The 26,839-nt window shown below is 48.3% G+C and carries 22 protein-coding genes; 10 read left to right on the top strand and 12 right to left on the bottom strand.

Going from position 1 to position 26,839, the window contains the following annotated elements:
• Nucleotides 1-35: 35 nt before the first annotated feature.
• From FYZ48_RS01445 to FYZ48_RS01435, 3 genes are all read right to left on the bottom strand, one after another.
• Complete coding sequence (locus FYZ48_RS01445; protein ID WP_187781821.1) at nt 36-239, bottom strand: CsbD family protein; 204 nt, start codon at nt 237-239, stop codon at nt 36-38.
• Between the two features lie 77 nt (nt 240-316).
• A complete protein-coding gene (locus FYZ48_RS01440) occupies nt 317-508 on the bottom strand; it encodes a hypothetical protein (protein ID WP_149336764.1) in 192 nt (63 codons plus the stop codon).
• A gap of 113 nt (nt 509-621) precedes the next feature.
• Nucleotides 622-1,335: a PRC-barrel domain-containing protein gene (locus tag FYZ48_RS01435; RefSeq protein WP_187781820.1), complete on the bottom strand. Its 714-nt coding sequence runs from the start codon at nt 1,333-1,335 to the stop codon at nt 622-624.
• Between the two features lie 729 nt (nt 1,336-2,064).
• On the opposite strand from FYZ48_RS01435, the gene FYZ48_RS01430 reads away from it, so the two are divergent.
• The 6 genes from FYZ48_RS01430 (at nt 2,065) to FYZ48_RS01405 (ending at nt 9,451) form a co-directional block, all read left to right on the top strand.
• Entirely contained in the window at nt 2,065-3,540 is a 1,476-nt protein-coding gene (locus FYZ48_RS01430) for a sigma-54-dependent transcriptional regulator (protein ID WP_149336760.1), read from the top strand.
• A 440-nt stretch (nt 3,541-3,980) separates the two neighbouring features.
• Nucleotides 3,981-4,148: a DUF1328 domain-containing protein gene (locus FYZ48_RS01425; protein ID WP_149336758.1), complete on the top strand. Its 168-nt coding sequence runs from the start codon at nt 3,981-3,983 to the stop codon at nt 4,146-4,148.
• Between the two features lie 135 nt (nt 4,149-4,283).
• A complete protein-coding gene (locus FYZ48_RS01420) occupies nt 4,284-4,562 on the top strand; it encodes a hypothetical protein (RefSeq protein WP_149336756.1) in 279 nt (92 codons plus the stop codon).
• Nucleotides 4,563-4,799: 237 nt separating this feature from the next.
• Nucleotides 4,800-8,219, top strand: a complete 3,420-nt coding sequence (locus FYZ48_RS01415; protein WP_149336754.1) for a PAS domain S-box protein — start codon at nt 4,800-4,802, stop codon at nt 8,217-8,219.
• Nucleotides 8,220-8,435: 216 nt separating this feature from the next.
• Nucleotides 8,436-8,642 carry a YqaE/Pmp3 family membrane protein gene (locus tag FYZ48_RS01410; protein ID WP_145038211.1) on the top strand — a complete coding sequence of 69 codons (207 nt, stop codon included), beginning with the start codon at nt 8,436-8,438 and terminating at the stop codon, nt 8,640-8,642.
• 50 nt (nt 8,643-8,692) lie between these two features.
• A complete protein-coding gene (locus tag FYZ48_RS01405; RefSeq protein ID WP_149336752.1) occupies nt 8,693-9,451 on the top strand; it encodes a TrkA C-terminal domain-containing protein in 759 nt (252 codons plus the stop codon).
• Nucleotides 9,452-9,488: 37 nt separating this feature from the next.
• Here the strand turns inward: FYZ48_RS01405 and FYZ48_RS01400 are convergent, their stop codons facing one another.
• The 5 genes from FYZ48_RS01400 to FYZ48_RS01380 are packed head-to-tail and all read right to left on the bottom strand — an operon-like array spanning nt 9,489 to nt 17,685.
• Nucleotides 9,489-12,251: a hypothetical protein gene (locus tag FYZ48_RS01400; protein ID WP_149336750.1), complete on the bottom strand. Its 2,763-nt coding sequence runs from the start codon at nt 12,249-12,251 to the stop codon at nt 9,489-9,491.
• Entirely contained in the window at nt 12,248-15,046 is a 2,799-nt protein-coding gene (locus FYZ48_RS01395; RefSeq protein WP_149336748.1) for a hypothetical protein, read from the bottom strand. The genes FYZ48_RS01400 and FYZ48_RS01395 overlap by 4 nt, the downstream gene beginning before the upstream one ends.
• A gap of 18 nt (nt 15,047-15,064) precedes the next feature.
• Nucleotides 15,065-15,805: a hypothetical protein gene (locus FYZ48_RS01390; RefSeq protein WP_149336746.1), complete on the bottom strand. Its 741-nt coding sequence runs from the start codon at nt 15,803-15,805 to the stop codon at nt 15,065-15,067.
• A gap of 40 nt (nt 15,806-15,845) precedes the next feature.
• Entirely contained in the window at nt 15,846-17,021 is a 1,176-nt protein-coding gene (locus tag FYZ48_RS01385) for an AAA family ATPase (RefSeq protein ID WP_149336744.1), read from the bottom strand.
• On the bottom strand, nt 17,005-17,685 hold the full coding sequence (locus FYZ48_RS01380) for a hypothetical protein (RefSeq protein ID WP_149336742.1): 681 nt from the start codon (nt 17,683-17,685) through the stop codon (nt 17,005-17,007). The genes FYZ48_RS01385 and FYZ48_RS01380 overlap by 17 nt, the downstream gene beginning before the upstream one ends.
• 349 nt (nt 17,686-18,034) lie before the next feature.
• On the opposite strand from FYZ48_RS01380, the gene FYZ48_RS01375 reads away from it, so the two are divergent.
• From FYZ48_RS01375 to FYZ48_RS01365, 3 genes are read left to right on the top strand one after another with little or no spacing between them, the layout of a single operon-like run.
• Nucleotides 18,035-18,742: a methyltransferase domain-containing protein gene (locus FYZ48_RS01375; RefSeq protein WP_149336740.1), complete on the top strand. Its 708-nt coding sequence runs from the start codon at nt 18,035-18,037 to the stop codon at nt 18,740-18,742.
• Complete coding sequence (locus FYZ48_RS01370) at nt 18,739-19,902, top strand: NAD(P)/FAD-dependent oxidoreductase (RefSeq protein WP_149336737.1); 1,164 nt, start codon at nt 18,739-18,741, stop codon at nt 19,900-19,902. Before FYZ48_RS01375 ends, FYZ48_RS01370 begins: the two co-directional genes overlap by 4 nt.
• A 31-nt stretch (nt 19,903-19,933) precedes the next feature.
• Nucleotides 19,934-21,058 (top strand): type III polyketide synthase, encoded by a 1,125-nt coding sequence (locus FYZ48_RS01365; RefSeq protein ID WP_149336735.1) that lies wholly within the window; start codon nt 19,934-19,936, stop codon nt 21,056-21,058.
• Here the strand turns inward: FYZ48_RS01365 and FYZ48_RS01360 are convergent.
• From FYZ48_RS01360 to FYZ48_RS01345, 4 genes are all read right to left on the bottom strand, one after another.
• The gene (locus tag FYZ48_RS01360) at nt 21,030-23,291 is read right to left on the bottom strand and encodes an efflux RND transporter permease subunit (protein ID WP_149336733.1); all 2,262 of its coding nucleotides are present in this window, start codon (nt 23,289-23,291) and stop codon (nt 21,030-21,032) included. The two genes, FYZ48_RS01365 and FYZ48_RS01360, sit on opposite strands and share 29 nt — an antisense overlap.
• 61 nt (nt 23,292-23,352) lie before the next feature.
• Nucleotides 23,353-24,120 carry an NnrU family protein gene (locus FYZ48_RS01355; protein ID WP_149336730.1) on the bottom strand — a complete coding sequence of 256 codons (768 nt, stop codon included), beginning with the start codon at nt 24,118-24,120 and terminating at the stop codon, nt 23,353-23,355.
• Between the two features lie 27 nt (nt 24,121-24,147).
• Nucleotides 24,148-25,023 carry an SAM-dependent methyltransferase gene (locus FYZ48_RS01350; RefSeq protein ID WP_149336728.1) on the bottom strand — a complete coding sequence of 292 codons (876 nt, stop codon included), beginning with the start codon at nt 25,021-25,023 and terminating at the stop codon, nt 24,148-24,150.
• Between the two features lie 52 nt (nt 25,024-25,075).
• The gene (locus FYZ48_RS01345) at nt 25,076-25,792 is read right to left on the bottom strand and encodes a YceI family protein (protein ID WP_149336726.1); all 717 of its coding nucleotides are present in this window, start codon (nt 25,790-25,792) and stop codon (nt 25,076-25,078) included.
• Between the two features lie 257 nt (nt 25,793-26,049).
• Between FYZ48_RS01345 and FYZ48_RS01340 the strand changes: the two genes are divergently transcribed.
• Complete coding sequence (locus tag FYZ48_RS01340) at nt 26,050-26,421, top strand: BlaI/MecI/CopY family transcriptional regulator (protein ID WP_242022294.1); 372 nt, start codon at nt 26,050-26,052, stop codon at nt 26,419-26,421.
• The last annotated feature ends 418 nt before the right edge of the window (nt 26,422-26,839 follow it).

Raw genomic sequence — 26,839 nt, 5'->3', positions numbered from 1 at the left:
GGATCACTGCTGTTTCCGGTTTGGCCCGCCATGCATCAGCAGTGACATGACGATTCAAACTGATTTACCTGCTCTTCGGCTTCATCTTTTGCGATGCCGTAGTGCTCCTGGATTTTGCCGACCAGTTCATCTCGTTTTCCATCGATCTGATCGAGTTCGTCATCAGTCAGTTCGCCCCATTTCTGTTTGGCCTGACCTTTGATCTGTTTCCATTTTCCTTGAAAAATATCGTTATTCATCAAACTATCCTCCAATTTCTCGTTTTTAAAATGTCTGGCGAAATACATACTTCGCCGGTTACGAACTAGTTTTCATCCTATTCTTTTTTATTGAGCTCGACTCCAACCGAGCCATCACTCTTATCTCGCTCGATTTCAAGCTCGCCAGATGGGGTTTCCACATCCAGAACTTTTTCTTTCTGTTCACACCCGGTTAGGGTGAATGTTGAGAAAGACATCAGCATCAGAGCCAATGTACTTAAACCGATTTTAAAAATTGAACTTTTCATGAGATTCATCCCTCTAAATGTAGATGCTTCAGTTTCTATGCGCGCAGTGGTAGCCGCTCGAGCACACAGGGGTTAAGCAAAAGTAGCTTACAAGCATTCAGACGCAGTTAGAATCACCAGTAAGTGGGTCTTCCATAAAAGTCATAAAGTTGAACTTCATAAGCACGGTTGACAGGTAGTCGCGGATCATAAACCGGCGCATCTCTAACCTGTTCTTCAGTCAGATCGACGTGAGCTTTTTTATCCTCCCACGTGAAATGCGTGATCCAGTCGAATGCGATAATTACTTTTTTACCAGGCAGCCAGTTTTGGGTGTCAATCACCAGATACCGCATGGTCCAGCTTTCGGTATCTACAATCAGGTCATCTATATGTCCTAACGTTCCTTCCATACACTGAATGTGATAACCAATAACCTCTTTTACGCTACGTAGGTGAGGATTTCCGTCCAACTCCACTAACTGTGTTTGAGATGAGTGATGATCCAGACCGGAATCGGAATGCCCCCAGTACATAGGCCAGTTGAAGTGAGACGAGAGTGCAACTTCCTTTTGCCTGGACACAGGAAGGTCGTTCTCCAAGGTCGGAGAAGTCTCAATATTATCCTTGGATAAGACTGTCGGTAATTCACGTGTATCAAGATTTGGCTGATCAATGGCAACTGGTGAAACCAGCACTTTACGCCCCGGCAGCCAGTTTCCCGTGTCGACTACCAGATAACGGACGATTTTAGACTCATCATCAAAAAGAAAATCTTTAACGGTACCGCACTCGCCATCTGTGGCCAGCACATGATATCCATTAAGTTCATTGGTACTGCGAAACATTTGTGTCTCCTTTCCTGACTCTACTTGTAGTCGGAAAGCAGATGGCGTGCCAAATCTGGTTAAATCATTGGGTGGCACATGAGTTTGTTTGGATTCCATAAAGGATTCTCGCTGTTTTTTAGAGATATCAGGATTTAAAAATAATTCCTGATGTGTTCCGTTTGCCTGCGCTAAACTATTTAAATTCTGTTCTATCGACTGCTGGCAAACCGGACTGCTTGAAGAACAGCCAGATTTGAGATGGACCCGGTCAAGCGATAAAAAAAGCCCTGCAGCGCAAAAATGTCATGCGCTGCAGGGCTGTCATAGGCCTGCTTATGATATGTCTTTTGGACAAATCTTCTCTATCCCCAGTCTAACAAGACTGAGTCGTGAGTCAATCCACTAAAGTTTAGTATTAGACAGACCTCAATTTGGATTGTCTTGTCCAGGCTCACCTCACGCTTCAAGACGGGACTGAAAGGGACTTCGTACTACTCAAGTACGAGCTCAACTATTTGATTCGGACAAAAGAGTGCTATAATGGTTTTAAATTTCAGCTGAAACGGATTCCCTCTGAGACTTTTTGGCCTCGAAAAAAGGGAATCTGGTTGCTGAAGTACGGGCCAGATAACACTTTATTAGTTATAAAAGCAGGGCTTGGGCCGACTGGAATCGTAAATACTGAATCTATCCGTATTTTGTTTACATCGATCCCCTTTATTCTTGCTGACAATGGAATAACAAAAGATGCCAGAAGCACTAGTGGTTGATGATGATCGTACAATCCGAGAGATGGTACGAAGTTCTCTGAGTAAAATTAACGTTGATATCATCCAGGCAGGTACTGCTCAGGAAGCACTTGAGGCAATCAAGACTGGTTCACCAGAGGTGGTTTTGCTCGATATCATGCTGCCGGTCGTGTCCGGACTGGATGTGTTTCGAGAAATTCGTGAGTTGGATCGCAGGCTGCCTGTACTCTTTATTACCTCTTCCAGTGAAAGCAATGTGGCAATTGAAGCAATGCAGTTGGGGGCATTTGACTATCTGGCTAAACCGTTGGATCTCCCCAAGCTGAACGATCTGGTTTCGAAAGCTATCGAAAACAGGCGCTTGATGAATATTCCCGTGGCCCTGCCGGTGGGGGGAAAGAAGCGGAGTAGCGGAGATCAGTTTGTTGGTCGCAGTCCACAGATGCTGGAAGTCTTTAAATCCATCGGACGTGTCGCCTCGGAAAATGTTAATGTACTGATTCGTGGTGAAAGTGGTACCGGGAAAGAGCTCGTCGCCAGAGCCATATACCAGCATAGCCCTCGTTCTGAGGAATGCTTTATGGCGGTAAACTGCGCAGCCCTGACGGAAACTCTGCTGGAAAGCGAACTTTTTGGCTATGAAAAAGGAGCTTTTACAGGCGCTGATCGACAGCGAATCGGTAAATTTGAGCAATGCAATGGCGGTACAATCTTTCTGGATGAAGTGGGGGATATGTCACAGCTCACCCAGGGGAAAGTACTGCGGCTGTTACAGGAACAGAAGTTCGAACGCGTCGGTGGCAATAAGACGATTGAAACAGACGTACGTATTATTGCTGCAACTAATCGAAACCTTGAACAGATGGTGAAAGAAGGCACGTTTCGAGAAGACCTCTTTTATCGTCTGAATGGAATGACGATCTCGCTACCTCCCCTCCGGGAACGAGGAAACGATATCGCATTACTGGTTGAACACTATTTAAACGAAGCGTGTTATGAGATGGGGCGTAACGAGATCGAGGGGATTTCCTCTGAAGCCCTGGATCAGTTGTTACAATACCGCTGGCCAGGGAATGTGCGTGAATTGCAGAGCGTAGTCCGGCAATCTCTCTTGAACAGCACCAGTCCGGTAATCGTTCCCTCTTCTCTTCCTGATGACGTTTCCAGTCAATTTAAATCAACTCCCGAAGTCTTCCAATCAGAGGATCCCCTGGACGAAGACCCGGCATTGCCGCTCTCAGATCTTCAACTGTTTGTCGACCAGAGGCTTGCAGCACAAACTAAAGACTTGTACAGCGAGACTCTGGAGACGATGGAGCGTTATCTCTTAACCCGAGTTCTGAATGAAACGGGGGGAAATCAGACCCGCGCTGCGGAGATCCTGGGGATCACGCGAGGCAAAATTCGTGATCGTATTGCGCAATTTGGAATTTCCCTCGAGAAGACAGTCAGCATTGATGAGAATGGAAGTTAACTGCTTCCACAGGAGATTGGCCTCAATGTGACCTGGGTCAGCGTCAGGTGAGGCTGTTAACTTCTCAAGCTCCTTGATAACTACTCTTTCAAAGGCAGTGGTCGCTGACCAATCACGACATTCATTGAACAGATCGATGATCGACCGCTTTCCCGCCCTCCACATGCTCTATTTTACAGACTGTCTAAAATTGCAGAAGGTTATCCGGCTGCTATTTAAGGACTTATGTTGAATATTATTTTTGGGGGCCCAACTCTGGCATAGCACTTGCTTCTTCATCATTTGTCGCAACAACGCGATTGAAAATGTGAAAAGTAAATTATCTGAGCCAGGAATTTTACCTGGTCGGTTGGCGCCGGCAGATTAAGCGGAGAGCCCAACCGGATCGGAAGCAAAATTCTGATTTCGAAAATTGGCCTGGATTCTGAAAGGGTATCACCATGTTAAGTTGGGCATTGATGTTTCTGATTATTGCACTGATTGCGGGACTGTTTGGGTTTGGACTGGTTGGCGGCATGGCCTATGGTGCAGCTAAAATCTGCTTCTTCATCTTCCTCATACTGGCGATTTTCAGTCTTTTGACCGGTCGACGGGTTCCGACTGATTAATTCTGGAACAGGTATTTAAAACAGTCGATTAATAATCTGCTGGAGCACTCAACCGACGGCATGTTTACGAATGTGTCGTCGGTTCGTGCGCTATAGTAGTTCCTGATAGTAGTAAGAGGCCAGGAGAGAAGAGTAGTGCGAAATTCAACTGTAATTATCTTGATCATCGTAGCTGTAGTTGCGATGGCATTTGGGGGCTGGATTTCATTTAACGATAGCGGGGAGAAAGCCAGCGTCACGATTCACAAGGAAAAAATTAAGCAGGACACTGAATCTGCAGTAGAGCAGGGAGAAAAGCTTGTGAACGAGGCAACCAGTAAAAGCAAGGAGCTAATTGATCAGGGGGATCAGGGCGAGCCAGCAAGTGAAAATGCATCTGGTACAGAGGAAACTGAGACTGCTGCCTCCCCTTGAAATTTCAGTGTAAGGCTTCAAAGTCTTCAATTCGTACTTTCATAGTCAACATAACTCATCTTTTTGAATCTAAGCAGGCTTGTCGACTGATAAATGTCATGAAGATGAACCATTTCAAGTTCACCTCTCCAATTAAGTAGAATAAGCGCCTGGAATCTGATAACTTCATCTGAAGTCCATTTCCCTGGTTTATCATTTTTAAATCAATCGAAAATGCTATGAAAGTAAAATCTACGCATGGTTCCTTCCTCGTCGAATGAGAATATCCCCAATTCAGCACTCTGGGCTTCTGATGAACAATTGCAGAAGATTATCGATTCTGCTTTGGATGCTGTCATTACGATGGATATGGAAGGGCAGGTAGTTGACTGGAATCGACGTGCGGAAGAGATCTTTGGCTGGTCTTACGATGAAGCAGTGGGGAACCCTTTGGTTGATCTGATCATCCCGGAGCAGTATCGTCTGCAACACCTCGATGGTCTGAGACTTTTCAAATCGACAGGCAAGGGGCGAGTCATCAACCAGAAGCTGGAGCTAACCGCTCTCAGGCGGAATGGTCACGAGTTTCCTGTCGAACTGATGGTTACCAAAGTAGACTGGAAAGAGCAGACGATTTTTAATGCTTTCGTTCGCGATGTTTCTGATCGCAAAGAAGCAGAACAGTTAATTGCACGGGAAAAACTTGAGGCTGCGCTCCTGCAACAGGCCAGTTTTGCTTCATCGACTTCTGATGCACTGGAAGACGCCTTAAGAATCTGTGTAGCAAATCTCGGCGAAATTTCCGGCTGGCCAGTCGGGCATGCATTCCTCATGAATCAAAATGGAACCCGTCTTGTCTCTTCGCGGATCTGGCATTTTTCTAACCGAGATAATTTTCGATCTCTGGATGAGGCCTCCCAGCAACTCAGTATTTCTCGTGGTGAGGATTTGCCCGGACAAGTCTGGCAACGCGGCGAACCTGTCTGGATAACAGATATTGAGCATGATCAATCGCTCCAGTCCCCGCGCGACTTTTCCTCACTCGGGGTTCGATCTGCTTTCGGATTTCCCGTCAAGCTCGATGGCGAGGTTATCGCAGTCGTAGAATTCTTTAATACACGACTGACAACCCCTGATCTCAATCTTCTGGCACTTGCACGTGGCGTAGGAAATCTGATCCGCCATGTTATTGAACGTGTGCAATGGCAGGAAGAACGAACTCGTCTGGCCGCGATCGTGGAGTCTTCAGGGGACGCCATCATCGGCAAGGCGCCTGATGGTACAATCACCTCTTGGAATAAAGGGGCCGAGGAAATCTATGGTTGGATGGCGGATGAAGTTATCGGCGAGACGGTGTCAGTCTTATTGCCCCCCGGGATGGCTCGTGAGGAATCAGAGATTCTGGAAGCGATGAAGACGGGACGTCGTCTGGATCAATTTCAGACACGACGGGTGAGAAAAGATGGTTCGATTATCGATGTTTCCATATCCGTTTCACCAATCCGTGGGATGGATAACCAGATTGTAGGAACTTCGACGATTGAACGAGATATCACAGCCCGTCGACGACGTGAAGAGGAGCTCAGCAAGGCACGCGATGAAGCAGAGCAGGCAACCCGGACACAAAGCGAGTTTCTGGCTAACGTCAGTCACGAGCTGAGAACACCCATGAACGCGATTCTGGGAATGCTTGAACTGACTCTTCAGGAAGACTTAACTCCGTTGAAACGGGACTACCTGCAGACAGCAAAAGACTCCGCCGATTCACTGTTGCTCCTGGTAAATGATATTCTGGATTTCTCACGTCTTGAGGCGGGGCGTTTTGAACTGGAGCCTGTTGCCTTCAATTTGAGAGAACTTATCGATGAGGCAATCAAAACGCTCTCTCTCCGTGCCTGTGAAAAAGGGCTGGAAGTAATCTGTCGCATTGATCGGCGTGTGCCGGGGCGCGTCATTGGAGATCCGGTCAGGCTGAGACAGATTTTAACCAACCTGGCTGGTAACGCGATCAAATTTACCGAACAGGGTGAAGTCGTTGTTGATGTCAAGTTTATCGAAGAATCAGTCTATTCTCCTGCAGACAGTCGATCTGCTATTGAACCGATCATCGGGAAGCATACTGAGAAACAGGTGCTTCTGGAATTTAGTGTATCGGATACCGGCATAGGTATCGCACCGGAAGATCAGGAGCGGATCTTTGCTCCATTTGCTCAAGCGGATGCTTCTACAACCAGACATTATTCAGGAACTGGATTAGGACTGGCAATTTGTCACGAACTGATCAGCCTCATGAAAGGCCAGATGAAACTGAAAAGCGATCTGGGACAAGGTAGCCGGTTTTCATTTCAGGTCGTATTCCCGGTTGCTGATCCGGAAGAAATAGATTTCCCAGGAGAGAAGTCGCGAGTATCTGAGTTAAAAGATCTTCCCGTACTGGTGGTAGACGACAACCAGACAAATCGTGTTATTTTAGAAGAGATGTTGTCTAACTGGTCAATGTCTCCCACCCCTGTAGAATCAGCGAAAGAAGCATTACAACATCTCAACTCAATCCAGGAAACGGAGACAGAGTATCCTCTGGTCATCGTTGATGCGCTGATGCCCGAAACCGATGGCTTTATGCTGCTTGAGAAAGCTCGGGAAGAGGGGCTGCTTGATACGGCTACAATTTTGATGCTTTCATCAGCAGATCATCAGATATTCGGAGAGCGGTGTCAGGGCCTCGACATCTCGGCTTTTCTGGAGAAGCCGATTTCCCAGTCTGATTTACTCGATGCCATTATGACGGCATTGAAAGGACCTCAACTGGAGAGAAATGGAGTTGTCCAGATTAACGAGACCAAACAGACACTGCGAATCCTGGTAGCGGAAGATACACCTGCTAATCAGAAAGTGATCACAGCAATTTTGAAGAAGAGGGGGCACCAGTGTGTCATCGCCAATAACGGGCGCGAGGCTGTGGAATGGGTGCGCAATGATACGTTCGACGTCGTACTAATGGATGTGCAGATGCCAACCATGGATGGTCTGCAGGCGACAAGAATGATTCGCGAATATGAAGAGGAGGCCAATGAGCATATCCCCATTATCGCGATGACTGCTTACGCTATGCGGGGAGATCGTGATAAGTGCATCTCTGCGGGGATGGATAATTATATCTCGAAGCCGATCGATGCCCCCAAGCTCATCAGGTTGTTGGAACGTCTGGCATCGAAATACCCGCGCCAGTCTAATTTAAACTCTACGATTACCAGAGAAGAATCAGAACCTCCCGCTGATCTATCAGGCAGGAAATCGGAACAGACTCTGGCTGATTCCGCAGATATAGTTTCAACTCAGCCTGTAATGGATATGAAGGCTGCGCTGGACCGTGTGGGCAATGATCCCGATCTACTCAACTCGATGGTCGGATATTTTTTTGAGGATGCACCTGGCTTGGTTCAAGAGATTTCGAAGCAGAATCAGTCAGGAGATGCTGATGAAGTCGCGCGTGCAGCACATAGCCTTAAAGGGCTCTGCGCCAACTTCAACGCAGATGCGGCAGTAGGGGCTGCGAAGGTGATCGAAGAGATGGGACTTCAAGGAGATTTGCAGGGGGTTCCCGATGCAATTCCTGCCTTGGAATTAGAAATTGAACGTCTCACCAGCGAATTGACGAAATGGCGATCAGAACTCTGATCTCACTTGTCAGTTTTACGAGTAAACTCTCTCCCTCATTGATCGCTGAGCTGGCATCTTGTTCGCTGATCTTCCACGCCGAGTTTCTCCATTTGTCGTAACTCCCTGCTGCGCAACAGGTAGAGCCCCTTTCGTCTGTTTTGGTATGAGAAGTGCATATTAGATCCTGAAATAGATAACCTGATTTTCAGGCCCCATTTAGAAAGGATCAATTCAATGTCTACTCATGTCGAACACCAGGTTGCACCTAATCAATCAGTCGTTGCGGATATTCTCCGAATTGTACTCGCGGTTCTTCTGCCGCCGGTTGGCGTATTATTGCAGGTCGGGTTGGGAATGCATTTTTGGTTGAATATCGTTCTCACATTATGTGGCTACATTCCCGGGCTCGTTCACGCAATCTGGGTCATCGCCCGTAAATAATTTCCCTTACTCAATCAGCTGCTTCAATTTCGCTTATTAGATGAGGAATTATGTTTGCCATTGTTTCACTGATCGTAATCGTGGTGGTATCAATCATCGTTGTCAGAGTGGCAACTGTTGCGTTATCACTGACCGGGCTCTCAAATCAGTTGGCTCGTTTCCAGGCCAGATCTGCATTTACCAGTACCGGTTTTACGAGCAGTGAAACTGAAAAAGTGATGCGACACCCGGTTCGCCGAAAAATCATTATGACGTTAATGATTTTGGGAAACGCGGGAATCGTTACAGCAATTTCTTCATTGATCGTCTCCTTTGTCGGTGCTGAATCCAGTGGTGGCTTATGGCTCAGAATTGCCCTGCTGGCTGCCGGGTTGTCATCACTTTGGTTATTGTCCTACAGCGACTGGGTTGACCGTCGCATGTCAGAATTCATTCAACGTGCTCTACAGCGGTGGACTGATCTGGAAATTCGCGACTACGCTGGGCTCTTACACCTGACCGGGGAATACATCGTCGTCGAATTGAATGTAAATGCGAATGACTGGCTAGCCGAGTCGAGTTTAAACGAGTTAAAGCTCAATGATGAAGGTGTACTTGTTCTCGGGATTGAAAAAGAGGATGCGTCATATATCGGTGCACCGCGCGGCGATACGCGACTGGAAGTAAACGATCGGGTGTTGTTGTATGGCAAGGCCAGTGTCTTGAAAAACCTGGATGAGCGCCGGCGCGGTGCTGCCGGGAACTGGGAACACCATAAAGCCGTGGATGACCAGAAACGATCTGAAGAAAAGGAAGCTGTTGTCTCATAATCCTTCAATTAATGTTTAGCAGTAGTGCTCTGTTTTATTAATCTGCCTGGTAAATAGTAAGCAGGCCTGATTGATGTAGTAGTGCAAACTCCTGATTGTGGTTTCCGGGGAGAACGGCTATGGGATCTGAATTATTGAGAGTTAGATCGTTAATGAGTTGCAATTGTCTTTGCTGAGTCTGATAGATCTCCAGAGCATTACTGCCTGCAACGATCAGGTTTCCATTTCGTTGAAAAGCAGTACAAGGATTATCCAGTCCTTTTCCGAAATTGAATGTCGTATCTGATCCAATTCCGTCCCAGATTACGGTTCCTCCTTGGTCAAAAGCCAGCGCGATCCGAATCTGGGTATTCGGATAAGACGCGGTCATCGAGCGAATTCGTCGATGAAAATTATCAAATTCAGCCCCCTGAGGATCAACAATTCCCAGGTATGGGCCCACCCCAATATACAGCTTGTTCCGTCTTTCAAGACAGGGGATCGGAAATTGAATTGCTCCTTCCTCAAGCTCAAGATCCTGGGGAAGCGGGATTGAATGACTGGAGATCAGATGATTTTCTCTATTATAGGTACTCGTCAGCAGGAGATCTCTTTGAATGGCCAGGTTCCAGGAGATTCCATCGAGTGAACCCGCAGTTGCCCCTAGTATAATATGCGGCAATCCGTTGAAATCACCCGCAGTCAATCTGCAGGGAAAGTGGTCCGACTCAGATAAAATCTGGGATTGAAACTGATCACGGGCTGTCAGGACTCTTACATAAATCTGATGTTCCGGTGAAGTGGTTTTAGGAATCAAGAGGATGGGGAAATCGTGAGTTTCACCTGGATTCAGTGACCAACTCAGGCGGGAGGGGACGTGAGAACCGTCCCACAGGCAGCGTTCCAGAACCAGTCGAGAGGTCTGAGGATTGACTCCTGCAGCGTAGATTGTTTCACCAATGGTAATTGCCGTTTGCCATTCAACGTCACTGGAAAGTTCAATCGTTCTAATCAGCTGGATTGTTTTTCCGGGGCTTTTACGTTTAACAGGTTTACGCGCGGTATTTTTCTGTTGAAGATACCGTCCGGTATCTCGCTGCAGGAGTTTGTCTGAGGGAACCAGTTTACCGAGTTCCGTAACCAGAGCCTTACGTTGAGTCAGGTCGGCATGATTCAGGCTTCGTGAGATCAGGATTCTGGCTTTTTCTTCAGCATGTCCAGTCACAACTCGATCAGGATAGGTGGAACGCGTTTGCGCCAGAAATTCAATCAGCGGGAGTCGACCACTGAGGGGCAGATTGGTTTCCGATAGTTCATTGATTTTCTCTTGAGCCTCCTGATGTAAGCCATGTCTGGAATAAATTTCAAATAAATGGTCGAGGCAGAGTCTAGCCTGCGATGAATGGGGCCAGCCCGATTCCAGTTCTGCGATTGCCTCATCAGTGGCTTTGATTTTATCTTCTAATATTCGAGCAGCCTGTGTAGGAAGCTGTTGCTGATGCAGTTGATTTGCTGCCCGGCGGTATGCTTTAATCGCTTCCTCTTCCTGGTCTAATTTTCGATGCAAATCGCCTACTGTTTCAAATTCTTTAAGTTTTTCATACTCGGTGATTGCTTCAGCCCAGAGACCACCTTCAACGAGGCATTCGGCAGCAGAGCGAGGTTGGTTAAGCTTGTCCTTGTAAAGAACGGCAGCCTCGCGCCACTGGCGACCAGATTTGAGTGTTTGTGCGGCAGCACTATAATCCCCCAGCAAGTGGGCATAAATGTAGGCTGCACGTCTATAACGTCCAAGTTGGACTTCCCGGGTTGCTAATTCCCGATAGCGGTTCATTAATTCCAGTTGAGTTTCATAAGGAATATCCCAGAAATCAGCGGCTCCTCTCGATCCCATACTGGTGAAATCGACATTCATGTCACGCCTGGAGAGGGTGTCTCCGGGCGGAGCAATACCCCGGTGACCGGGATCGCCGCCCATGGGTAGTGCATATTTCAGACCTTCATCCGGATTATTACCCAGCAGATTGAGCAGGCGTTTAATCTCTCTATTGCGTTTAGACTGATCCGGCCTGAACGCAGAGAACAGCTGTTTTCCAGCCCAGTTTTCCAGATGATTAATCCAGTTAGGGACACCATGATTACGGGTAGGTACCTTGCTCGTAAATGAAAGGATCGCCTTGGCAAACAGTGCATGCGGAAGCTTGAGCGGATTCGGAAGATTATTGAATACTGATTCATCTGGATTTTTAGGGAGCTTCTTCAGGGAATCCTGGTCCGAACCAATCTCTTTTTCTTCCTCTTCAAATAACGTATCCAGACTAGGAAACTGAATCAGGGAGATCGTCTGCAGCTGTGATGAGATTGCTATTCCAGGAACCGCATAATCCCAGTTGGAATCCCGGGAAATACAGGGCTTAAAAAAATCCGCAACCGTTAATTCATCCTGCTGCTCACAAGCGACAAGACCCGCTGCCGGATGCCAGATCCAGGTATAAGGGGGGCGCAGCAGGTTTTCCAGTTCCTGTAGCGAAACTGCTGGTCGAAGCGAAGCTTCAACCGGTAGATAAAGACGTGAAGCCATCTTTCCATAGGGCACTCCCTGCCGGGACCGGATCTGCTGATCCGAAACGGCCAGCAGACCACATGGCCTCCGGCTCTGATTTGATTCAGGAATCAAATACAGCTTGAGCGACATCTGGGCGACTTCCCATTGGCTGATCTCATCGAGCCATACTTCGGGACGGTTACCCGGCAGAAACCAGGCTGTCGTGTCTCTAACAGGTTTTGGATGATATTGTAACTGGAGGGTAGCCGTGTTCATGTCAGGTGCTCCCCGAATTTCTTGATCGCTGCATCAAAGATCGGTTGGGGACTGCTACATTCGTTTTCACCACAGAAATATGCATCGCCCCAGAAACGTCCATCATTGCACCAGCCTGATGTTTTACCCTCTACCAGACAGATAGATACTTCAGGAATTTTGATGTCTGCACTTTTGAGATGCAGCATGCCTCGAGAATCCAGGAAAGCCTGTGAACCATCATCCCAGGTAGCGACAGATAAATGACATCCCAGATCCCGGTTATGTTTGACCTGTTTAAAGGTTTTCAGTCGTCGTTGATCACTGGATGAGATTCGCGAACCCTGCAGCATGATATACTTCAAATCCGGTTGATACGAAATCCGTAATGTTGACTGTTTTGTCGTTTTCAAAACCAGCTCACCTGATTCCGTCACCAGGATTCCCATAAACTTTTTGCGGATGTTTCGGCCGGAATTTTTCCAGTGCGCCGGCTGATCTATCCATTTCTGAATGTCTGGCCGCGCAGGTTTCAATTCGGCCTGCATGCTATATAGATTGAGGACACATCTGTCCCAGCTGAAAGTGTTGTCCAGTTTGATCGCAACAATCTGCCCATCGGTGGAGATATCCTCGCTTGAGATTGATTCGACTTTTACAGAATCCATGACCGGAATGGTTTTCAGTTCTTCTCTGGCGGGAAAATAGATTTTACCTCCCTTCCACAGGATACAGACTGGTCCAATGTCAGGGTCACGTTCGAAAATGGTGACTACATCGTTGGGATTCACTGTTCCCAGGCTGAAATCGGTCATCACGGGCTGTCCCCGAGATATATCAAAGGAGAGTGCGAGCCACTGGCTCCGATCCAATGTGCGGAAAAAACGGTCACAGGCCAGAATCAAGTCAGACGAATAATGTGAGGAACCAACGCGTTCGCCCGTAGCAGGATCGATGGCGATAATGGTATTGAATGTTTCATTGATCAGAAACAGGAAGCCGTGATGGGCGCAGATCGCGGTGAATTCCATCTGCTTCAGCTCAATGGGAATATGTGTGACACTCTTCTGTTCCAGGTCTATGTGTAGCAGTTGAAGTTCGGAATTCTGAAGGTCGCCTGTGAGCAGCGATATTCTTCCCTGATCAGGAATCCCTGTTTTCCAGCAGATATTCCTGCCTTTTAACTGGGGAATACCGAATGCCAGCAACTGAGCTCCCGTATGTGATTTGGGCCAGTACAACAGAAGACCGGAATCTGTAACACCAATCTGTCCATAGCCGGGAACCCACCAGGTGACCTGTTTGTTCTGCTGGAATGAGTACGCGAGATTCAAAGGAAAGGGATGAGCGGCAAAGATGGCCGGTAAACCTTCAAAACCCTCCTGTCTTACGAGGGGGGCAATCGTTGAAGAAGCCGTATCAAACAGGCTTTCCAGATCCAGTTCCAGATTACATACGATTTTATTACCCCGTAAGCTTTTCTCGATCAACTGGAAGTGACCATCGCGTTTGACAGTAGCGATGTGCAGAATATCAAGTTCTACAGTTCGTAGTGCAGTCTGAAATTCCGGGTCATGCCAGACGTCCTCAGTGATTAATAGCACTGGTTCCGGATCGGATTCTACTTCATCGAGCTGTTTGAGAAAATCAGGTAAAGCGAACGCCGGATGCAGATGACTGTCCAGGGCCTGCAGCAACTCTTCAAGACCTTCGCGAGATGCCAGATCTACAGTTTCGAGTTGTTTCTGAAATGCCCGGAACGCTCTGAATTCAGTCTGATGATCGGTAGAAGCAGCCAGGGCCATAGCGACTGCAGCCAGATAGACACGCGGAATGCCCCAGGTACGAATTCCACAGTCGATGAGCAAAGTCCTGCACCGTTGTGGTGGATGTGGTGATGCTTCTCTGCGCAGATAGAGGGCTTCATTCACTGCGATCCGCACAGTTAAAGTTAAGTCATCATTAGCAAGTTCACTGAGCAGTAAGCGATCAAGGGGACCACGATTACAGATATCAGAAACACCACCATGTGCCAGGTCTTCCGGCTCGGCAACTGGTCGCGGAATGGATACTGCCGCCAAGAGGTTCTGAGCCAGCCTGGCCAGGCCACTGTGTTCCCGATCTTCTTTCAATTCCGCGATGAGTTGTCGAACCTGATCCGCAAAGGGGATGTCCAGTGCATCCGGGAGAGGCAATTCATCCAGCCCGGTAGTCTCGCGCAGCCTTAATTTTTCCGCATCAAGCTGTTCCAGTCCATTGAGGAAATGACTGACTTCCTTGAGCGTCAATCGCTGGGAGAGTTTGACTTGAATACTCTCAAATATCGGGTCAAAGATGACCTCCTCCAGTCCTGAGGAAACTTCATCGACGATAGCTCGTGCCAGTTCAGGAGACGTCCTTTGACTTGAGAAATCAAATACGCATTCTGCAATCAGCGCTTTACCCTGTGTCCGGGAACGCAGTTCACCAGGCAACTGCTGAACTTTTTTCAGTCCTGATTCCAGGATTCCCTGTGTGGATGAGAGCGCTTCCGTTCTGGAAACGACAGGGGAAAGCGAGGCGAAATCTTTGACCTGTGCTTCAAGCCGTTCCAGGTCATGAATCGGATCTCGCATCCCCGCCAACAGAATTAATAACAGGTCTAATGGAGGCAGCCCCTGCGGAGCAAGGTGCGAAAGAATTTCCTCCAGTTCCTGTCGAAACAGGATTGTACTTCCATCCTGCCAGGCAATCACTTCTCCTGCATCAGTCCACTTCCAGAATGCGTCCCGGGAAGGGCTCAGGTATTTGCGAATATCTTTGCTGAGGTCACTCATGAAGATAATTATTCCCTCTCATACTGGATCAGAGGACGAAGTGTTATCAAACCGCTGAAGTGTCAATCTGACAGAGGAGCGTGTTAATGGAGTGAACTGGTCCGCGCGAATGAACTCGCGTGATTGATCCGCGTGAAGTAAAACAACATCACCCGGATTTAGCTTGAACAGTGACTGCAGAACATCGACATCTACCTGAGGAGACCATACCCAGCCTGCTGCGACAGCGATCCCCTTTTGTTCACAGAAAAAAGATCCTTCAACTGAGGGCAGGGGAGTACCTCGAATAATGGTCCGTTGCTGACTGTCGACCGCGTATTGCAATGGTTTCAAACGGATCTGGGAATCGCAATCAACGAGTTTTTTTAAATTGACAAGCGTTGTCAGCAATACGTTCGCCTTCAAATTCTGTTGACTGCGCACCAGCTCAAACGAGATACGGTCGTCTGTCTTTCCAGCCAGGGCGGGAGCCTGCAGTTGTACGGTTAACCATTCCGGAAGTGGCAGCCATTCCGTTTCAGGCAGATAACCCAGGGGGACATGGCGACCGGTGGGAATGAGTTGCGCGTCTTTTTCCAGATTAAAAAGTTCACTGTCGGGAATTGATCGCAGTGTTCGTGTGAGGTTCTCATCCAGCGTTGAACCACGGAGCCAGATTTCCTGGTCCAGGGCGCTAGCCTGAATCTGTTTCTCCAGGCGGAGTGAGCTCAGCGATTTCAATTGCTCTGCAGGGAGACGCAGTACCCACTGTGTTGTCATTGATCTGTCCGGAATGAACTATTTTGATCTAATCGCCGACTTAATCTGAGAGCGAATGCAGTCGTTCACGCAGTTTATTTATTTTTTCAGTAAGAAACGTTTTCTGTTGATCCGATTCTACCCACTGACAACGCGACGCAAGAAGGGTAACCTGATCCTGTAACTGAGCTCGTTCGATCTCTGTGAGACTTTCGTCATCACAGCGTTGTTCCAGTTGCTCGATATCGCGAACCAGTAATTCGGGGTCGGGGACGTCTGCGGAACGTGAACGGGGATGTCCTGACTGTTTTTCCGTTTCATCTGCCTGGTCAATGGCATCATTTACCAGCGAGGCCAGTATTTCAATCTGCTCTTCCGTGTGCCAGATGGAACGGAGAATCCAGAAATCGGTACGGTTAACTTTCAATCTACCGGATAGAATTGCACTGGCAGCCAGCAGACGCTGCAGTTTCACAGCGCGGCGGTCCGAGACATCAATTCCTGCTTTTCGCATACGATGAATCAACGCGACATAATCAGACTGCACCTGACTGAAGTCTGCCTGCGCGAGACTGTTTTGCAAGCTGCGAATCTCATCAATGGACATGGTCCCCTGTGTCTGTTCACGCTTGACATCCATTTTCCAGCCAGCCGTCAATACCTGTGACAACTGATCGGGTTCGACATTATCACAACGCACGCGGACCAGAAAGCGGTCAAACAACGCGCCCAGTGCACTATCCTCGGGCAGGTGATTACTGGCTCCGACTACCATCAGGGTCGGCAGTGCCCTCGTTTCACGTCCCCTGCGGAAGATACGTTCATTGAGTACCATCAACAGGCTGTTCAGAATCGCGCTATTGGCATTGAGCAGTTCATCCAGGAATACAAAAGTGGCCTCCGGTAACATCCCCTCAGTATTCGTGATCAGTTCACCTTCACGGAGTTTGCGAATATCGAAAGGTCCGAAAATCTCATTGGGTTCGGTAAATCGAGTGAGGAGGTAGTCAAAGATATTGCCTTCAATGCGTCGAGATAAATCCTGCACCAGCGCACTTTTGGCAGTTCCGGGGGGGCCCAGCAAAAAGAGGTTCTCACGAGCTACCAGGCAGATGCCGAGCAGATCAATGATTTCATCTTTACCCACAAATGTCTGTTTCATGGGGGATAGAATCGTATCTTTCAGCTTTAGGCTGAGTGCCAACTCTTGAGTCTGCGGCTCAGTTGTCTGGTCCATCTTGCTGTTTTATTTCATGTTGGATGTGTTTGTGGATATTGGGCGCAAGTTCAGGATACATTCCCCAGGATGCCTCGACAAGTGTTCTGACGCGAGGATCATCCAGGCGAGAGACATCGTTTCTTGCCAGGATGCGGTCGCAATAAAGGCGGAGTAGTCCCGGACAATCTACGAAACCCTCAATCGGGAACGGCACATCAATCTCTTTAATGCCGACAGACGATAAAGGCCAGCGGTTCGCCCAGTCATGCAGATGTTTCAGTAGCGGGTCATTTTCCATCATTGATTTTGAAAGGCGAAACAGATCAGGCAGGAATCGGAATACCAGATCGACTGCATAATGAGACTCGGGCGTATCAGGGAAATTTTGTATCTCGTTTAATTCTTCATCGAGTTGCTGAGGGGGCGCATTGCGCAGAACGACAAATTGACAGGCACGATAAAATAAAACTGCGGCTCGTTCAGCCAGGGTGATATCGAGGGAGGGAATCTCTCGAGGCAATTCCAGTCGATATAGCTTCTCAAAATTGCTGATGACGTATCTCGCATCCAGGAGTTCCTCTTCCTGAAGTGTTTCGATTTCTGGAACCAGGACATGTCCATCATCAAACAGTGATTCGAGAAATGTCGGAAAGGAAGACATAAGAGAAGATCTGCCTGTCATCAGGATGCGATATCAGTATACCGGATTGAAAATGTAAGATTCATCTTAAAATAGACAATGCAGAGATGGATGTATAGTGAGAAGTCCGAGGAATCATTTACGAACCGAATCAGACACGTTACTCGCTCTGAATTGTGATATTTGAACTTTGCTGATACAGATTCCACTCTGGTTTTCTATAATAACTGGACACCAGCTAAACTAATCAGGATCAGACTTATCTTGACAGAATAACAAGGTTTAACGAAGATCCACCTCATTGAAATACTATTAAAATAGTAGTAATTTTATATTCATGAAGACTCACACGGAACCGCGATTGTAAGCGCGTCAGAAATTCAGAGGGATTATGAATTTACAGATTCGACAACGCGAGCCGGAATTGATGGATCAGCCGGGCCTCAGTGATGCTGAGCATGGTAGTGCACTTACAGGCTTGAGTCGCGTGAACTGGTTCAGCCGCAGTAGTTCCATCTTCTGGGGGCCTCTGTCAAAGCTGGCTCAGACGATTGATCAGAGACCTGTGAAGATCCTGGATATTGCCAGCGGAGGGGGCGATGTCAGTATCGATCTGGCGATGCGCGCCCGGCAGACGGGACTGGACATCGAAATCTCCGGATGTGACATCAGTGAATATGCCGTCAGACACGCGACCGAAAAGGCTCAACAGAAAGGGTTGGAGAAGATTCATTTTTTCCAGAGTGATATTTTCCAGGAACCTGCAGAACGTAAATACGATCTTGTGATGTGTTCGCTATTTCTGCATCATCTCGATGAACCCCAGGCGGTACAACTGATGCAATGGATGTCAGAATCAACCAGACATTTATTGCTGATAAATGATCTGCGCAGGACCCGACTGGGGTACTGGCTGGCCTGGTGTGGCTGCCGTTTATTAACGCGATCGCCAATTGTACACACGGATGGTCCTATTTCCGTCGCGGCGGCATTTTCAATTGACGAGACAGAACAGTTGGCCCGACAGGCGGGCTTAAACCAGGTTCAAATTTCCCGACACTGGCCTCAAAGATTTCTGCTGGAGTGGAGTCGGGTATGACTGCGCTTAAGTCAATCAGTATCGCGGATGCGAGCCGGCAAGAGTGGGATATACTTGTCATTGGTGCCGGACCTGCGGGTACTGTAGCGGCTCATCAGGCAGCCAGGGCAGGACTCAAAACACTTCTCGTCGAAAAAAAAGTGTTTCCACGTTACAAAGTCTGTGGCGGTTGTCTCAATCAGAGAGCTGTGAATGCGTTGCAGGAAGCAGGTTTGGCAGCAGCCCTCGATGAACTCGATGCCGTTCCCTTAGATCAGTTTGAAATGCGTTACCAGGGGCGGGCATTAAAGATTCCCCTGCCCGGAGGACTGGCAGTCTCCCGTTCTGCATTGGACCTTCAGCTGGTTCGAATGGCTCAGCAGTCAGGAGTGAGTTTTCTTGCTGAGACGAAGGCACTGGTATGCAACGAAGCAATTTCTGGTTTCACTCGCAAAATAGATTTATTTCAGCAGGGAGCATTATGTGGAGTGGCCCGAGCGCGAGTTGTATTAGCAGCAGATGGTCTTGGTCATCCCAGCCTGAAACAATGTGGAGAGTTCGAAAGTAAAATTTCTCACGATTCTCGAATTGGTGCAGGAGTCATCTTGCCCGGTGATCAAATCTCAGATTATCCTGCGGGCACGATTCATATGGCAATTCACAGGCACGGCTATGTGGGGTTGGCACGTGTCGAGTCGAATCAACTGAACGTGGCTTCTGCCATCGATCGTGAATTTATTAAACATCAGCAGAGTCCAACTGCCGCAGTGATGAGCATCATGGAAGAATCAGGGTTTCCTGTTCCTCCGGTGATGAGAAGTATGAATCTCAAAGGGACGATCCCATTGACCAGGAAAACGGTGAGGCCTGCCTCCCATCGGCTGTTACTGGTGGGGGATGCAGCCGGATATCTGGAGCCATTTACCGGTGAAGGGATGTCAAATTCGATATCGGAAGGGGTTGCTGCTGTAGGTATCGCGTCGAACGGATTGCAGGACTGGGATGAATCTCTCGAACAGCAGTGGTTGCACACGCATCAGACTTTGACAGAGGGACGCTCACACTGGTGCCGCTATCTGTCTCAGCTTTTACGCTCTCCAACAGCAATCAACGTTGGACTGCGGTTGTTTCGCTGGTTTCCCAATGTGGCTCGGCCCATCGTTGCCAGCTTAAATCATTAAATCGCAATTGTAGCGAGATCGAGTATTACAGATGAGTTTTGAAATTCTTGGAATCGGAACAGTCAATCCAGTGCATTCAATCGAGCAGATTGAAGCCGCCACACATGCGGAGGCACTCAGCTGTTCGGCGGAATCAACAGAACAGCAGAGACGGTTACTGCCAGTTCTGTATCGAAGAGCCGGTGTTAAAACACGACACAGTGTCGTGCTGGAGAGCAGCACCAATGGTGAGATGGCACGACAGAGTTTCTATCCTCCTGCAGAATCAGAGTCTGATCAGGGGCCAACAACATCACAGCGGATGCAGGCATATGAATCGAATGCAGCTTCCCTGGCCGTTTCGGCAGTTGAAGCTGCACTACAGAATAGTCAGGTAGCCCCTGGTGAGATTACCCAGCTGATCACGGTTTCGTGCAGTGGATTCAGCGCTCCCGGTTTTGATATTGCTCTGGTCAGAGAACTGGGCCTGCCAGCAGATGTGGCCCGTACACACGTCGGATTTATGGGCTGTCATGGTGCCTTAAACGGGTTGCGGATTGCCAAGGCATTTACAGACAATGCCCCCCAGGCAAGAGTTCTGGTCTGTGCGGTTGAATTGTGCAGCCTGCATCAGCAGTACGGCTGGTGTCCGGATAAAATTGTAGCGAATGCGTTGTTTGCGGATGGTGCTGCGGCCGTTGTGGGAAAACAGGCTTCTGGAGAGCCTGCTGATCATTGGCAGCTGATCGCATCCGGATCAACGATCGTACCGGACTCCGAAGAGATGATGAGCTGGCGCATCGGCGACAATGGTTTTGAGATGACACTCTCCCCCCGCATCCCGGATCTGATCCATCAAAATCTGCGTCCCTGGCTCAAGCAATGGCTACTGCAACAGGGAATGAACATTGAAGATGTCGGTAGTTGGGCGATTCATCCCGGCGGCCCTCGCATTCTGAGTGCGGTTGCTGAAACAGTTGGTTTTGAGGAATCTCTGCTCAGTCCTTCCCGGGAAGTTCTGGCACGTTATGGAAACATGTCTTCTCCAACGGTGCTGTTTATTCTCAAGAAACTAAAGGCAGAACAGGCACACTTACCCTGTGTCATGCTGGGCTTTGGTCCTGGGCTGACTATTGAAGCCGCTTTGATTAATGATTGTGATCTGTCTCAGGCTTAAGCTCAAAGCAGCGTCCCAGAGGGCTTAAAAGCAGAGCTGGCAGGACGATCAGATCACCCAGCAGGGCCATCATTAACAGTCCCGCCATCATCCAGGCAAATCGGGATGTAGGTACAAAACTGCTCAGAGCAAACACAAGCAGGCCGAGGCCACAGATCAGTGATGTCTGAATCATCGCCTTTCCGCAATGTCGATAAGCATAGAGCACTGATTCTCGGGACGAATGCCCCGCATCCAAATGGCGGCGGAAGAAGGTCAGATAGTGCAGGGTATCATCGACGGCGATACCGAGTGCCACACTGGCTGTCATTACAGATCCGATATCGACAGCGATGGACAGCCAGCCCAGAAGTCCAAAGATCATCAACGGTGGAAACACGTTGGAGACCATGGAAACTAAGCCCGCTGAAAGCCCGCCTTGAACGATTGTCATGACAACCGCAATGATCAAAAAGGCAAACAGAAAGCTTTTAAACAGATCCTGCATTAACTGCCGTTGAATTTCGTGGACCAGAGGCATGATTCCCGTCTGTTGTGTTGTTACGCCTGCAGGAATCGTCTCAAATTTATTCATCAGAGCTGATTCTACATGTGTCCCGATCTGCTCCAGGCACGCATTATAGTCCACATCGTTGAGTGCGCTGACATACGCGGTAATTCGAAACAGATGCTTGCCGTCAATTTCTTTCAGATATCCTGCGTTCATAAACTGCGGTTTGAAACGCGTCAGTGCTTCATTTAGCTGGTATTGAAATAATTCGTCCGAAAGATTCTCTGGGCGAGGAAATCGGGGGGCAAATGACATGGTCGAAATCGTATGATTTACCATGCTGGTCTTACGCAGGCTGCGTTCGATATCCCAGACCATCAGTAACTGTTCACGAAACGTCAGGTCCACATCAGGTGAGCAGGTCAAAACCACTTCGATCGGGACGAGTGAGCCGACATGATCTTCCAGCCAGCCATAATCATTCAGTATTTTGCTGTTCTCAGAAAACAGTGTTTCGATGCGTACGGATGCAGAGATTCGAGAAATTCCCAGACCGGCTCCCAGCATCGCGAGCAGAGCCAGACAGACAATCACGGTATGGTTTCTTTTTAAAATTGTTGTCAGAAAGTACCAGATGTCGTGTCGATCTTCCTCGAAGTCTTCTGTTTCATTTGTCGATTTCAAAGGCCGTTTGAGAGGCCAGACAGTGAAGACTCCCGGAATCAGGCTTAGCAGCAGTCCTGTGGTAATCAGCCCACCGCAGGCGGCGTAACCGCCGAACAGTCGAATCGGTGTCAGTCCACTGACAAGTAGAGAAGCCAGTCCAATTGCAGTCGTTCCTGCAGAGAGCAGACAGGGCAGCCAGCCAACCTGAAAAGCGTACGCAGCAGGACTGGCAATCTGCGGGTCTTTAACTGCATCAAAGTAATAGTTGACCAGATGAATTCCACCCGCGACCGCGAGTACCTGAATCAACGGTGGTAGCACGATCAACAGGGCCGTGATACTTTCTCCACTGTAATGAATCAATGCCAGTGTAATACCCTGGGCCAGAAGCGACAGACCAAAGACGAGCAGAGCCGCGCGGAGCGAACGCAGGCAGATCCAGCAGATTGACAGAACCATCAAGGTTGAGGGGAGGACGAATCTGTCCATGGAATCTTTGCTGGCCAGGTCAATTTCCAGTCCATCTATGATGGGACCTGCCAGATAACATTCTTCCGCTGAAACCTGACAATGAGTTTCCAGGGCAGATTGGATTTCGCTCACCAGCTCTTTTCGTTTGAGCAGGCCGGCGGGCGTGAAACTCACAACAATACAGGTTGTTTCATGGTCTTTTCCGATGAAAGTCCCATCCAGTCGATGGTGGACTTCCCGGTCATTCAGACGCATGGCAGGAGAACTTAGAGAGAGATAAAACTCTCTGCCGGAGATCACGCGTTCAAAATACCATTGTCCAGAATCATCCTTAAAAACGGTATCTGTGCGCAGCGCGGAAACAAACTGGTCCAGATCCGGATTGTCCAGCTTACAATCTTTCCAGCTGACGATTACGGTATCTGCATTGCCGAACTGTTCCCGGAAACGATCATAGACTGCCCGGGCAGGGAAAGTTCCATCGACCCAGTCCAGTGGGGAATTGACTTTGGTCTGAAGTGCCTGGAAAGCCCCGTAGCCGACGAAAGGCAGTAGTATCAGCAGGTAGATCACCAGCAACCAGAATCGTTTACGATGAATCGACATGACGCTGATGCTTTAAGAATGGGAAAATGAGAAGCAGAGGAGTCGAAGAAGAATCGATTGCTCAGGTTGTCTGGAGGGGAGTTTTTTCAAGTGGTTTTACAGGTGCAACTTTCGTCTTCCGTTTTCCCAGGGGACCAAAAAAGATGAAGGGATAGCCGGGAACTCTGGATTGATAGTCCCGATAGGGTTTTCCAATATAGAAACTGAGACGTTCATCTTTCAGGTAACTTCCGATGAATATATAGGCCGTCCAGATTCCAGTCAGAACTGCGCGATCCAGTGTCATCAAAGGTGTGAACCAGAGTAAGCCCATGAAGCTCAGGTAAACCGGATGCCGCAGGCAGCAGTAGAGACTCCGTGGTTGAAAATCCCTTCTGGGGAGCGGCTGTTTTCTCAGCCAGTACCACCATTGAGTGAGACCGGTCTGATAGCCCAGACCGGTCAGGTTGAGACTGTAGAGCAGAGAAAGCCACGATCCATAAAAGCCGGCTGTCATCAGCCAGCCTCCCCAACCTGACAGATTCCAGATTTCTACGGGGCTGCTACGCCAACAGAATGCTGTTAACAGAATTCCCACACAGGTTTGCACGCAGAACAGACTACCATAGAACTGCGAAGGAAGCCTGCGTGTGATAGCAGTGCGTATGCTGGGGTAAAGCAACAGACTGTGTCCGACCGCGAACTGGATTGCCAGCAGTGCATCAATTGCCAGAGACCCAATTGCGTGGTGGCTGAAGTCTTCTTTCAGAAACCAGAACAGGTACCAGACTGTGATCAGGAACAGCAACTGTGTTGCGATCCCGAATATAATACCAACGAAACGTCGCATCCTTGCTTCCTCGAGGTCGTTATTTGATTATTTCATTTCTGGTTTGCTGGCAATGAAGCATCCATACTGCATTGCACCAGTCTCGTATGCCTTGAGAATGGTTTCGAACCGATCCAGAAACATAACTGTATTTTGATCGATGAGTTTCGCCAGCCAGCGAACTTTTGTTTTTTTGACCCGTTGATGACAGATTTCCCAGGTCTGGCTGACGCGATTGGTCCAGTTGTGGAAATCATGAAATTCCAGACCAGACTGCTCCATCCAGGCTTGATAATCAGCGGCGGTCCCCAGTGAAGGGCAGAAGAAACCTTCACAGACATCGTAGACGTTTTGTTTAGCATCATCGGTATCAAGTTGATCGCCGGCCAGCCAGGCACAGATAATCATTCGTCCTCCAGGCCTAAGCCAGGAAGCTGCTTTCTGGAAAAAGGCTGGTTTATCAAACAAGTGTTCTGTGCACTCGATGCTCCAGATGACATCAAAAGATTCCGCTGGAAATTCAGCTGTCTCAGCATCCTGACAGAGGAAGCGGGTGCGACTGGACTGTCCGCGAAAAAATGCCTCCAGGCTGGCCCAACGTCTTTGAACTGGGCTGAGTGTGATCCCCGTGACGTTACACTTGAATGCCTGAGACAGAAACATGGATGAGCCTCCCATGCCACAACCGACATCAAGCAGGTCCTGACCATCCTGAATCTGTATCAGCTTAGCCATCGTTTCCGTCAACTGTTGTTGTGCCTTGGCAGGTGCGCGATATCTGTCTTGAAGATTCTCCGAATTCGCAAGTTCTTCATCCCATAGTCCGTGATGAATATGGCGTCCCCAGAGCAGACGATAGAACAATGTTGACAAGTTGTAGTGACTGCGAATCACTTCCTTTTCTACCGTGGGGCAACTAATCATTCTGTCTTACCGTATTAATTGTGTTGTCGCGAAAGAAAATTGAGAATTAATGTTATCTGGCCACGTCAATTTCACCATATATTTTTAATTGATCTGTAACGCCGACTGCCCCAAAAGCCTTACTGAAGGGAGTGATTCCATAGTGCGACTGTAAGATGGAGAAGTTGCCTCGCAGGTGATAGGAGTCTTTTTTCTCTGTCACTTCTGCGACAATGTTCATTTTTCGTGCCACTCCGTGCAATGTGAACTTACCGCTTAGCTGGTAGAGCGGTTTGCCGGAACTTGATTTCTGCTGCAGCGGAAGTGCCGAATTGACTTCGAATGTGGCTGTCGGATATTTCTGCACATTAAGCACTGCACTTCCCAGCATATTGGCATTCACATCTTTCTGGGTCGATGCAGATGTGGTACCGCTTAAGCCGATATATTGCCTTGCTTGAGCAGTATCTGCCCGCCAGGTTGTCATATCGAAAATAATTTCACCCGCATTGCTGCGGACTCCGAGGTTCAAGGAACCCGATTTAATTTTACCTTCCACAGCATGCTCATGGCCAAAACCGGTTTTCCCCACATATGTGTAAACTCGGCTGGAAGAGGTATCGATACTACCTGTTGGAAGCGGGGACTGCGAAACTGAGTTTCGTGACAGGTGGTGGATTACCCCTGTCAGGACTTCTCCCTGAGAACTGCGAGCGGAAATAATCCAGATCAGGCAAGTGCTCAAGCAGATGGAAATAAACCACTTCTGTTTTTTATCGAGAATTGTCATCAGTCAATCCTTGTTTGTGAACTTATGTCAGTAGTGCAGAGAGGCGGATGTCTTACCAAAGCCTCCAATTTTGCGGCGAAAAGTAACAACTATTGTTATAGTAGTAAAGGTCGGTTTGGAAAATTCATAAAGACCCTCGCTGAAATTCTCTGATTTATGTTTGGGTGGGGAGCCGGAAGACTGGTTTTAACTGAGGTTTAGAGTCGTTAAACTCTGTACAGAAAATAAACTGACTTTCTTCTGTATTGGGTTTATCTGTGAAAGATTATCGGCTGACGCCTTATGAACTGGAACTTATGGATGTGATCTGGGACCTCGGAGAGGCCAGCGTCCAGGATGTTTGTGATGCATTACCACGGGATCTGGCCTATACAACCGTGATGACGACCCTCAGTCTTCTGGTACAAAAAAAGAAAGTCTTGAAAAGAGTCAAAGACGGCCGTGCTTATATCTATCAACCCGTGGTCTCGCGAGAAGAAGTCTCGCGGTCGATGCTCGGCCAGATCAAGCAGGTGTTGCTGAAAGACTCGCTGCCGAGCCTCATGTTAAATCTTCTGGAAGAAGAGAATATTTCAGAAGACGATATCAATGCTCTCAAAGAGGCAATCAGGAAACTGGAAAATCAGTAGCCTGCCCCCTGCTGATGATATCTCATCAACAGGTTGATAAAGCTGACTCCCTGACTTAACAGGAGTGGGGCTGCACAGAGAGAGAAAAATAATCCGTCTCTGTGACAGCCAGACCGGGCGTACTATCTACGGCTTTTCTCTTGCTATCTCATTCATTCCACCAATTAACTCTTAAATGGTTAAACGGACAACCTGGATATCGCATGACCTGGCAATGATGTCGGTTCTTGAAAATATATGCACGATATTGCGTCTGAACTGCAAAGAGTTGCATGGAATCGTTGTCTCAAATTGCTCACCTCCGAACTCTTTGGCTGGAAGAATCGCGATCAGCAAAATGAATTTGTATGTTTTTATTGCTGATATTTCAGGCTCTCACTGAATCTTTCCATCTTCAGTGAAAGAATTTTTGCTGCGC

The organism is Gimesia chilikensis (assembly GCF_008329715.1).
Classification (GTDB): domain Bacteria; phylum Planctomycetota; class Planctomycetia; order Planctomycetales; family Planctomycetaceae; genus Gimesia; species Gimesia chilikensis.
The sequence above is the reverse complement of the archived record's forward strand: the minus strand, read 5'-3'. Positions and strand labels throughout refer to the sequence as shown.

What these genes read in the sequence shown, in the direction of transcription:
- FYZ48_RS01445 (WP_187781821.1), bottom strand. Translation starts at nt 239, where the DNA reads ATGAATAACGATATTTTTCAAGGAAAATGGAAACAGATCAAAGGTCAG.
- FYZ48_RS01440 (WP_149336764.1), bottom strand. Translation starts at nt 508, where the DNA reads ATGAAAAGTTCAATTTTTAAAATCGGTTTAAGTACATTGGCTCTGATG.
- FYZ48_RS01435 (WP_187781820.1), bottom strand. Translation starts at nt 1,335, where the DNA reads ATGTTTCGCAGTACCAATGAACTTAATGGATATCATGTGCTGGCCACA.
- FYZ48_RS01430 (WP_149336760.1), top strand. Translation starts at nt 2,065, where the DNA reads ATGCCAGAAGCACTAGTGGTTGATGATGATCGTACAATCCGAGAGATG.
- FYZ48_RS01425 (WP_149336758.1), top strand. Translation starts at nt 3,981, where the DNA reads ATGTTAAGTTGGGCATTGATGTTTCTGATTATTGCACTGATTGCGGGA.
- FYZ48_RS01415 (WP_149336754.1), top strand. Translation starts at nt 4,800, where the DNA reads ATGGTTCCTTCCTCGTCGAATGAGAATATCCCCAATTCAGCACTCTGG.
- FYZ48_RS01410 (WP_145038211.1), top strand. Translation starts at nt 8,436, where the DNA reads ATGTCTACTCATGTCGAACACCAGGTTGCACCTAATCAATCAGTCGTT.
- FYZ48_RS01405 (WP_149336752.1), top strand. Translation starts at nt 8,693, where the DNA reads ATGTTTGCCATTGTTTCACTGATCGTAATCGTGGTGGTATCAATCATC.
- FYZ48_RS01400 (WP_149336750.1), bottom strand. Translation starts at nt 12,251, where the DNA reads ATGAACACGGCTACCCTCCAGTTACAATATCATCCAAAACCTGTTAGA.
- FYZ48_RS01395 (WP_149336748.1), bottom strand. Translation starts at nt 15,046, where the DNA reads ATGAGTGACCTCAGCAAAGATATTCGCAAATACCTGAGCCCTTCCCGG.
- FYZ48_RS01390 (WP_149336746.1), bottom strand. Translation starts at nt 15,805, where the DNA reads ATGACAACACAGTGGGTACTGCGTCTCCCTGCAGAGCAATTGAAATCG.
- FYZ48_RS01385 (WP_149336744.1), bottom strand. Translation starts at nt 17,021, where the DNA reads ATGGACCAGACAACTGAGCCGCAGACTCAAGAGTTGGCACTCAGCCTA.
- FYZ48_RS01380 (WP_149336742.1), bottom strand. Translation starts at nt 17,685, where the DNA reads ATGACAGGCAGATCTTCTCTTATGTCTTCCTTTCCGACATTTCTCGAA.
- FYZ48_RS01375 (WP_149336740.1), top strand. Translation starts at nt 18,035, where the DNA reads ATGAATTTACAGATTCGACAACGCGAGCCGGAATTGATGGATCAGCCG.
- FYZ48_RS01370 (WP_149336737.1), top strand. Translation starts at nt 18,739, where the DNA reads ATGACTGCGCTTAAGTCAATCAGTATCGCGGATGCGAGCCGGCAAGAG.
- FYZ48_RS01365 (WP_149336735.1), top strand. Translation starts at nt 19,934, where the DNA reads ATGAGTTTTGAAATTCTTGGAATCGGAACAGTCAATCCAGTGCATTCA.
- FYZ48_RS01360 (WP_149336733.1), bottom strand. Translation starts at nt 23,291, where the DNA reads ATGTCGATTCATCGTAAACGATTCTGGTTGCTGGTGATCTACCTGCTG.
- FYZ48_RS01355 (WP_149336730.1), bottom strand. Translation starts at nt 24,120, where the DNA reads ATGCGACGTTTCGTTGGTATTATATTCGGGATCGCAACACAGTTGCTG.
- FYZ48_RS01350 (WP_149336728.1), bottom strand. Translation starts at nt 25,023, where the DNA reads ATGATTAGTTGCCCCACGGTAGAAAAGGAAGTGATTCGCAGTCACTAC.
- FYZ48_RS01345 (WP_149336726.1), bottom strand. Translation starts at nt 25,792, where the DNA reads ATGACAATTCTCGATAAAAAACAGAAGTGGTTTATTTCCATCTGCTTG.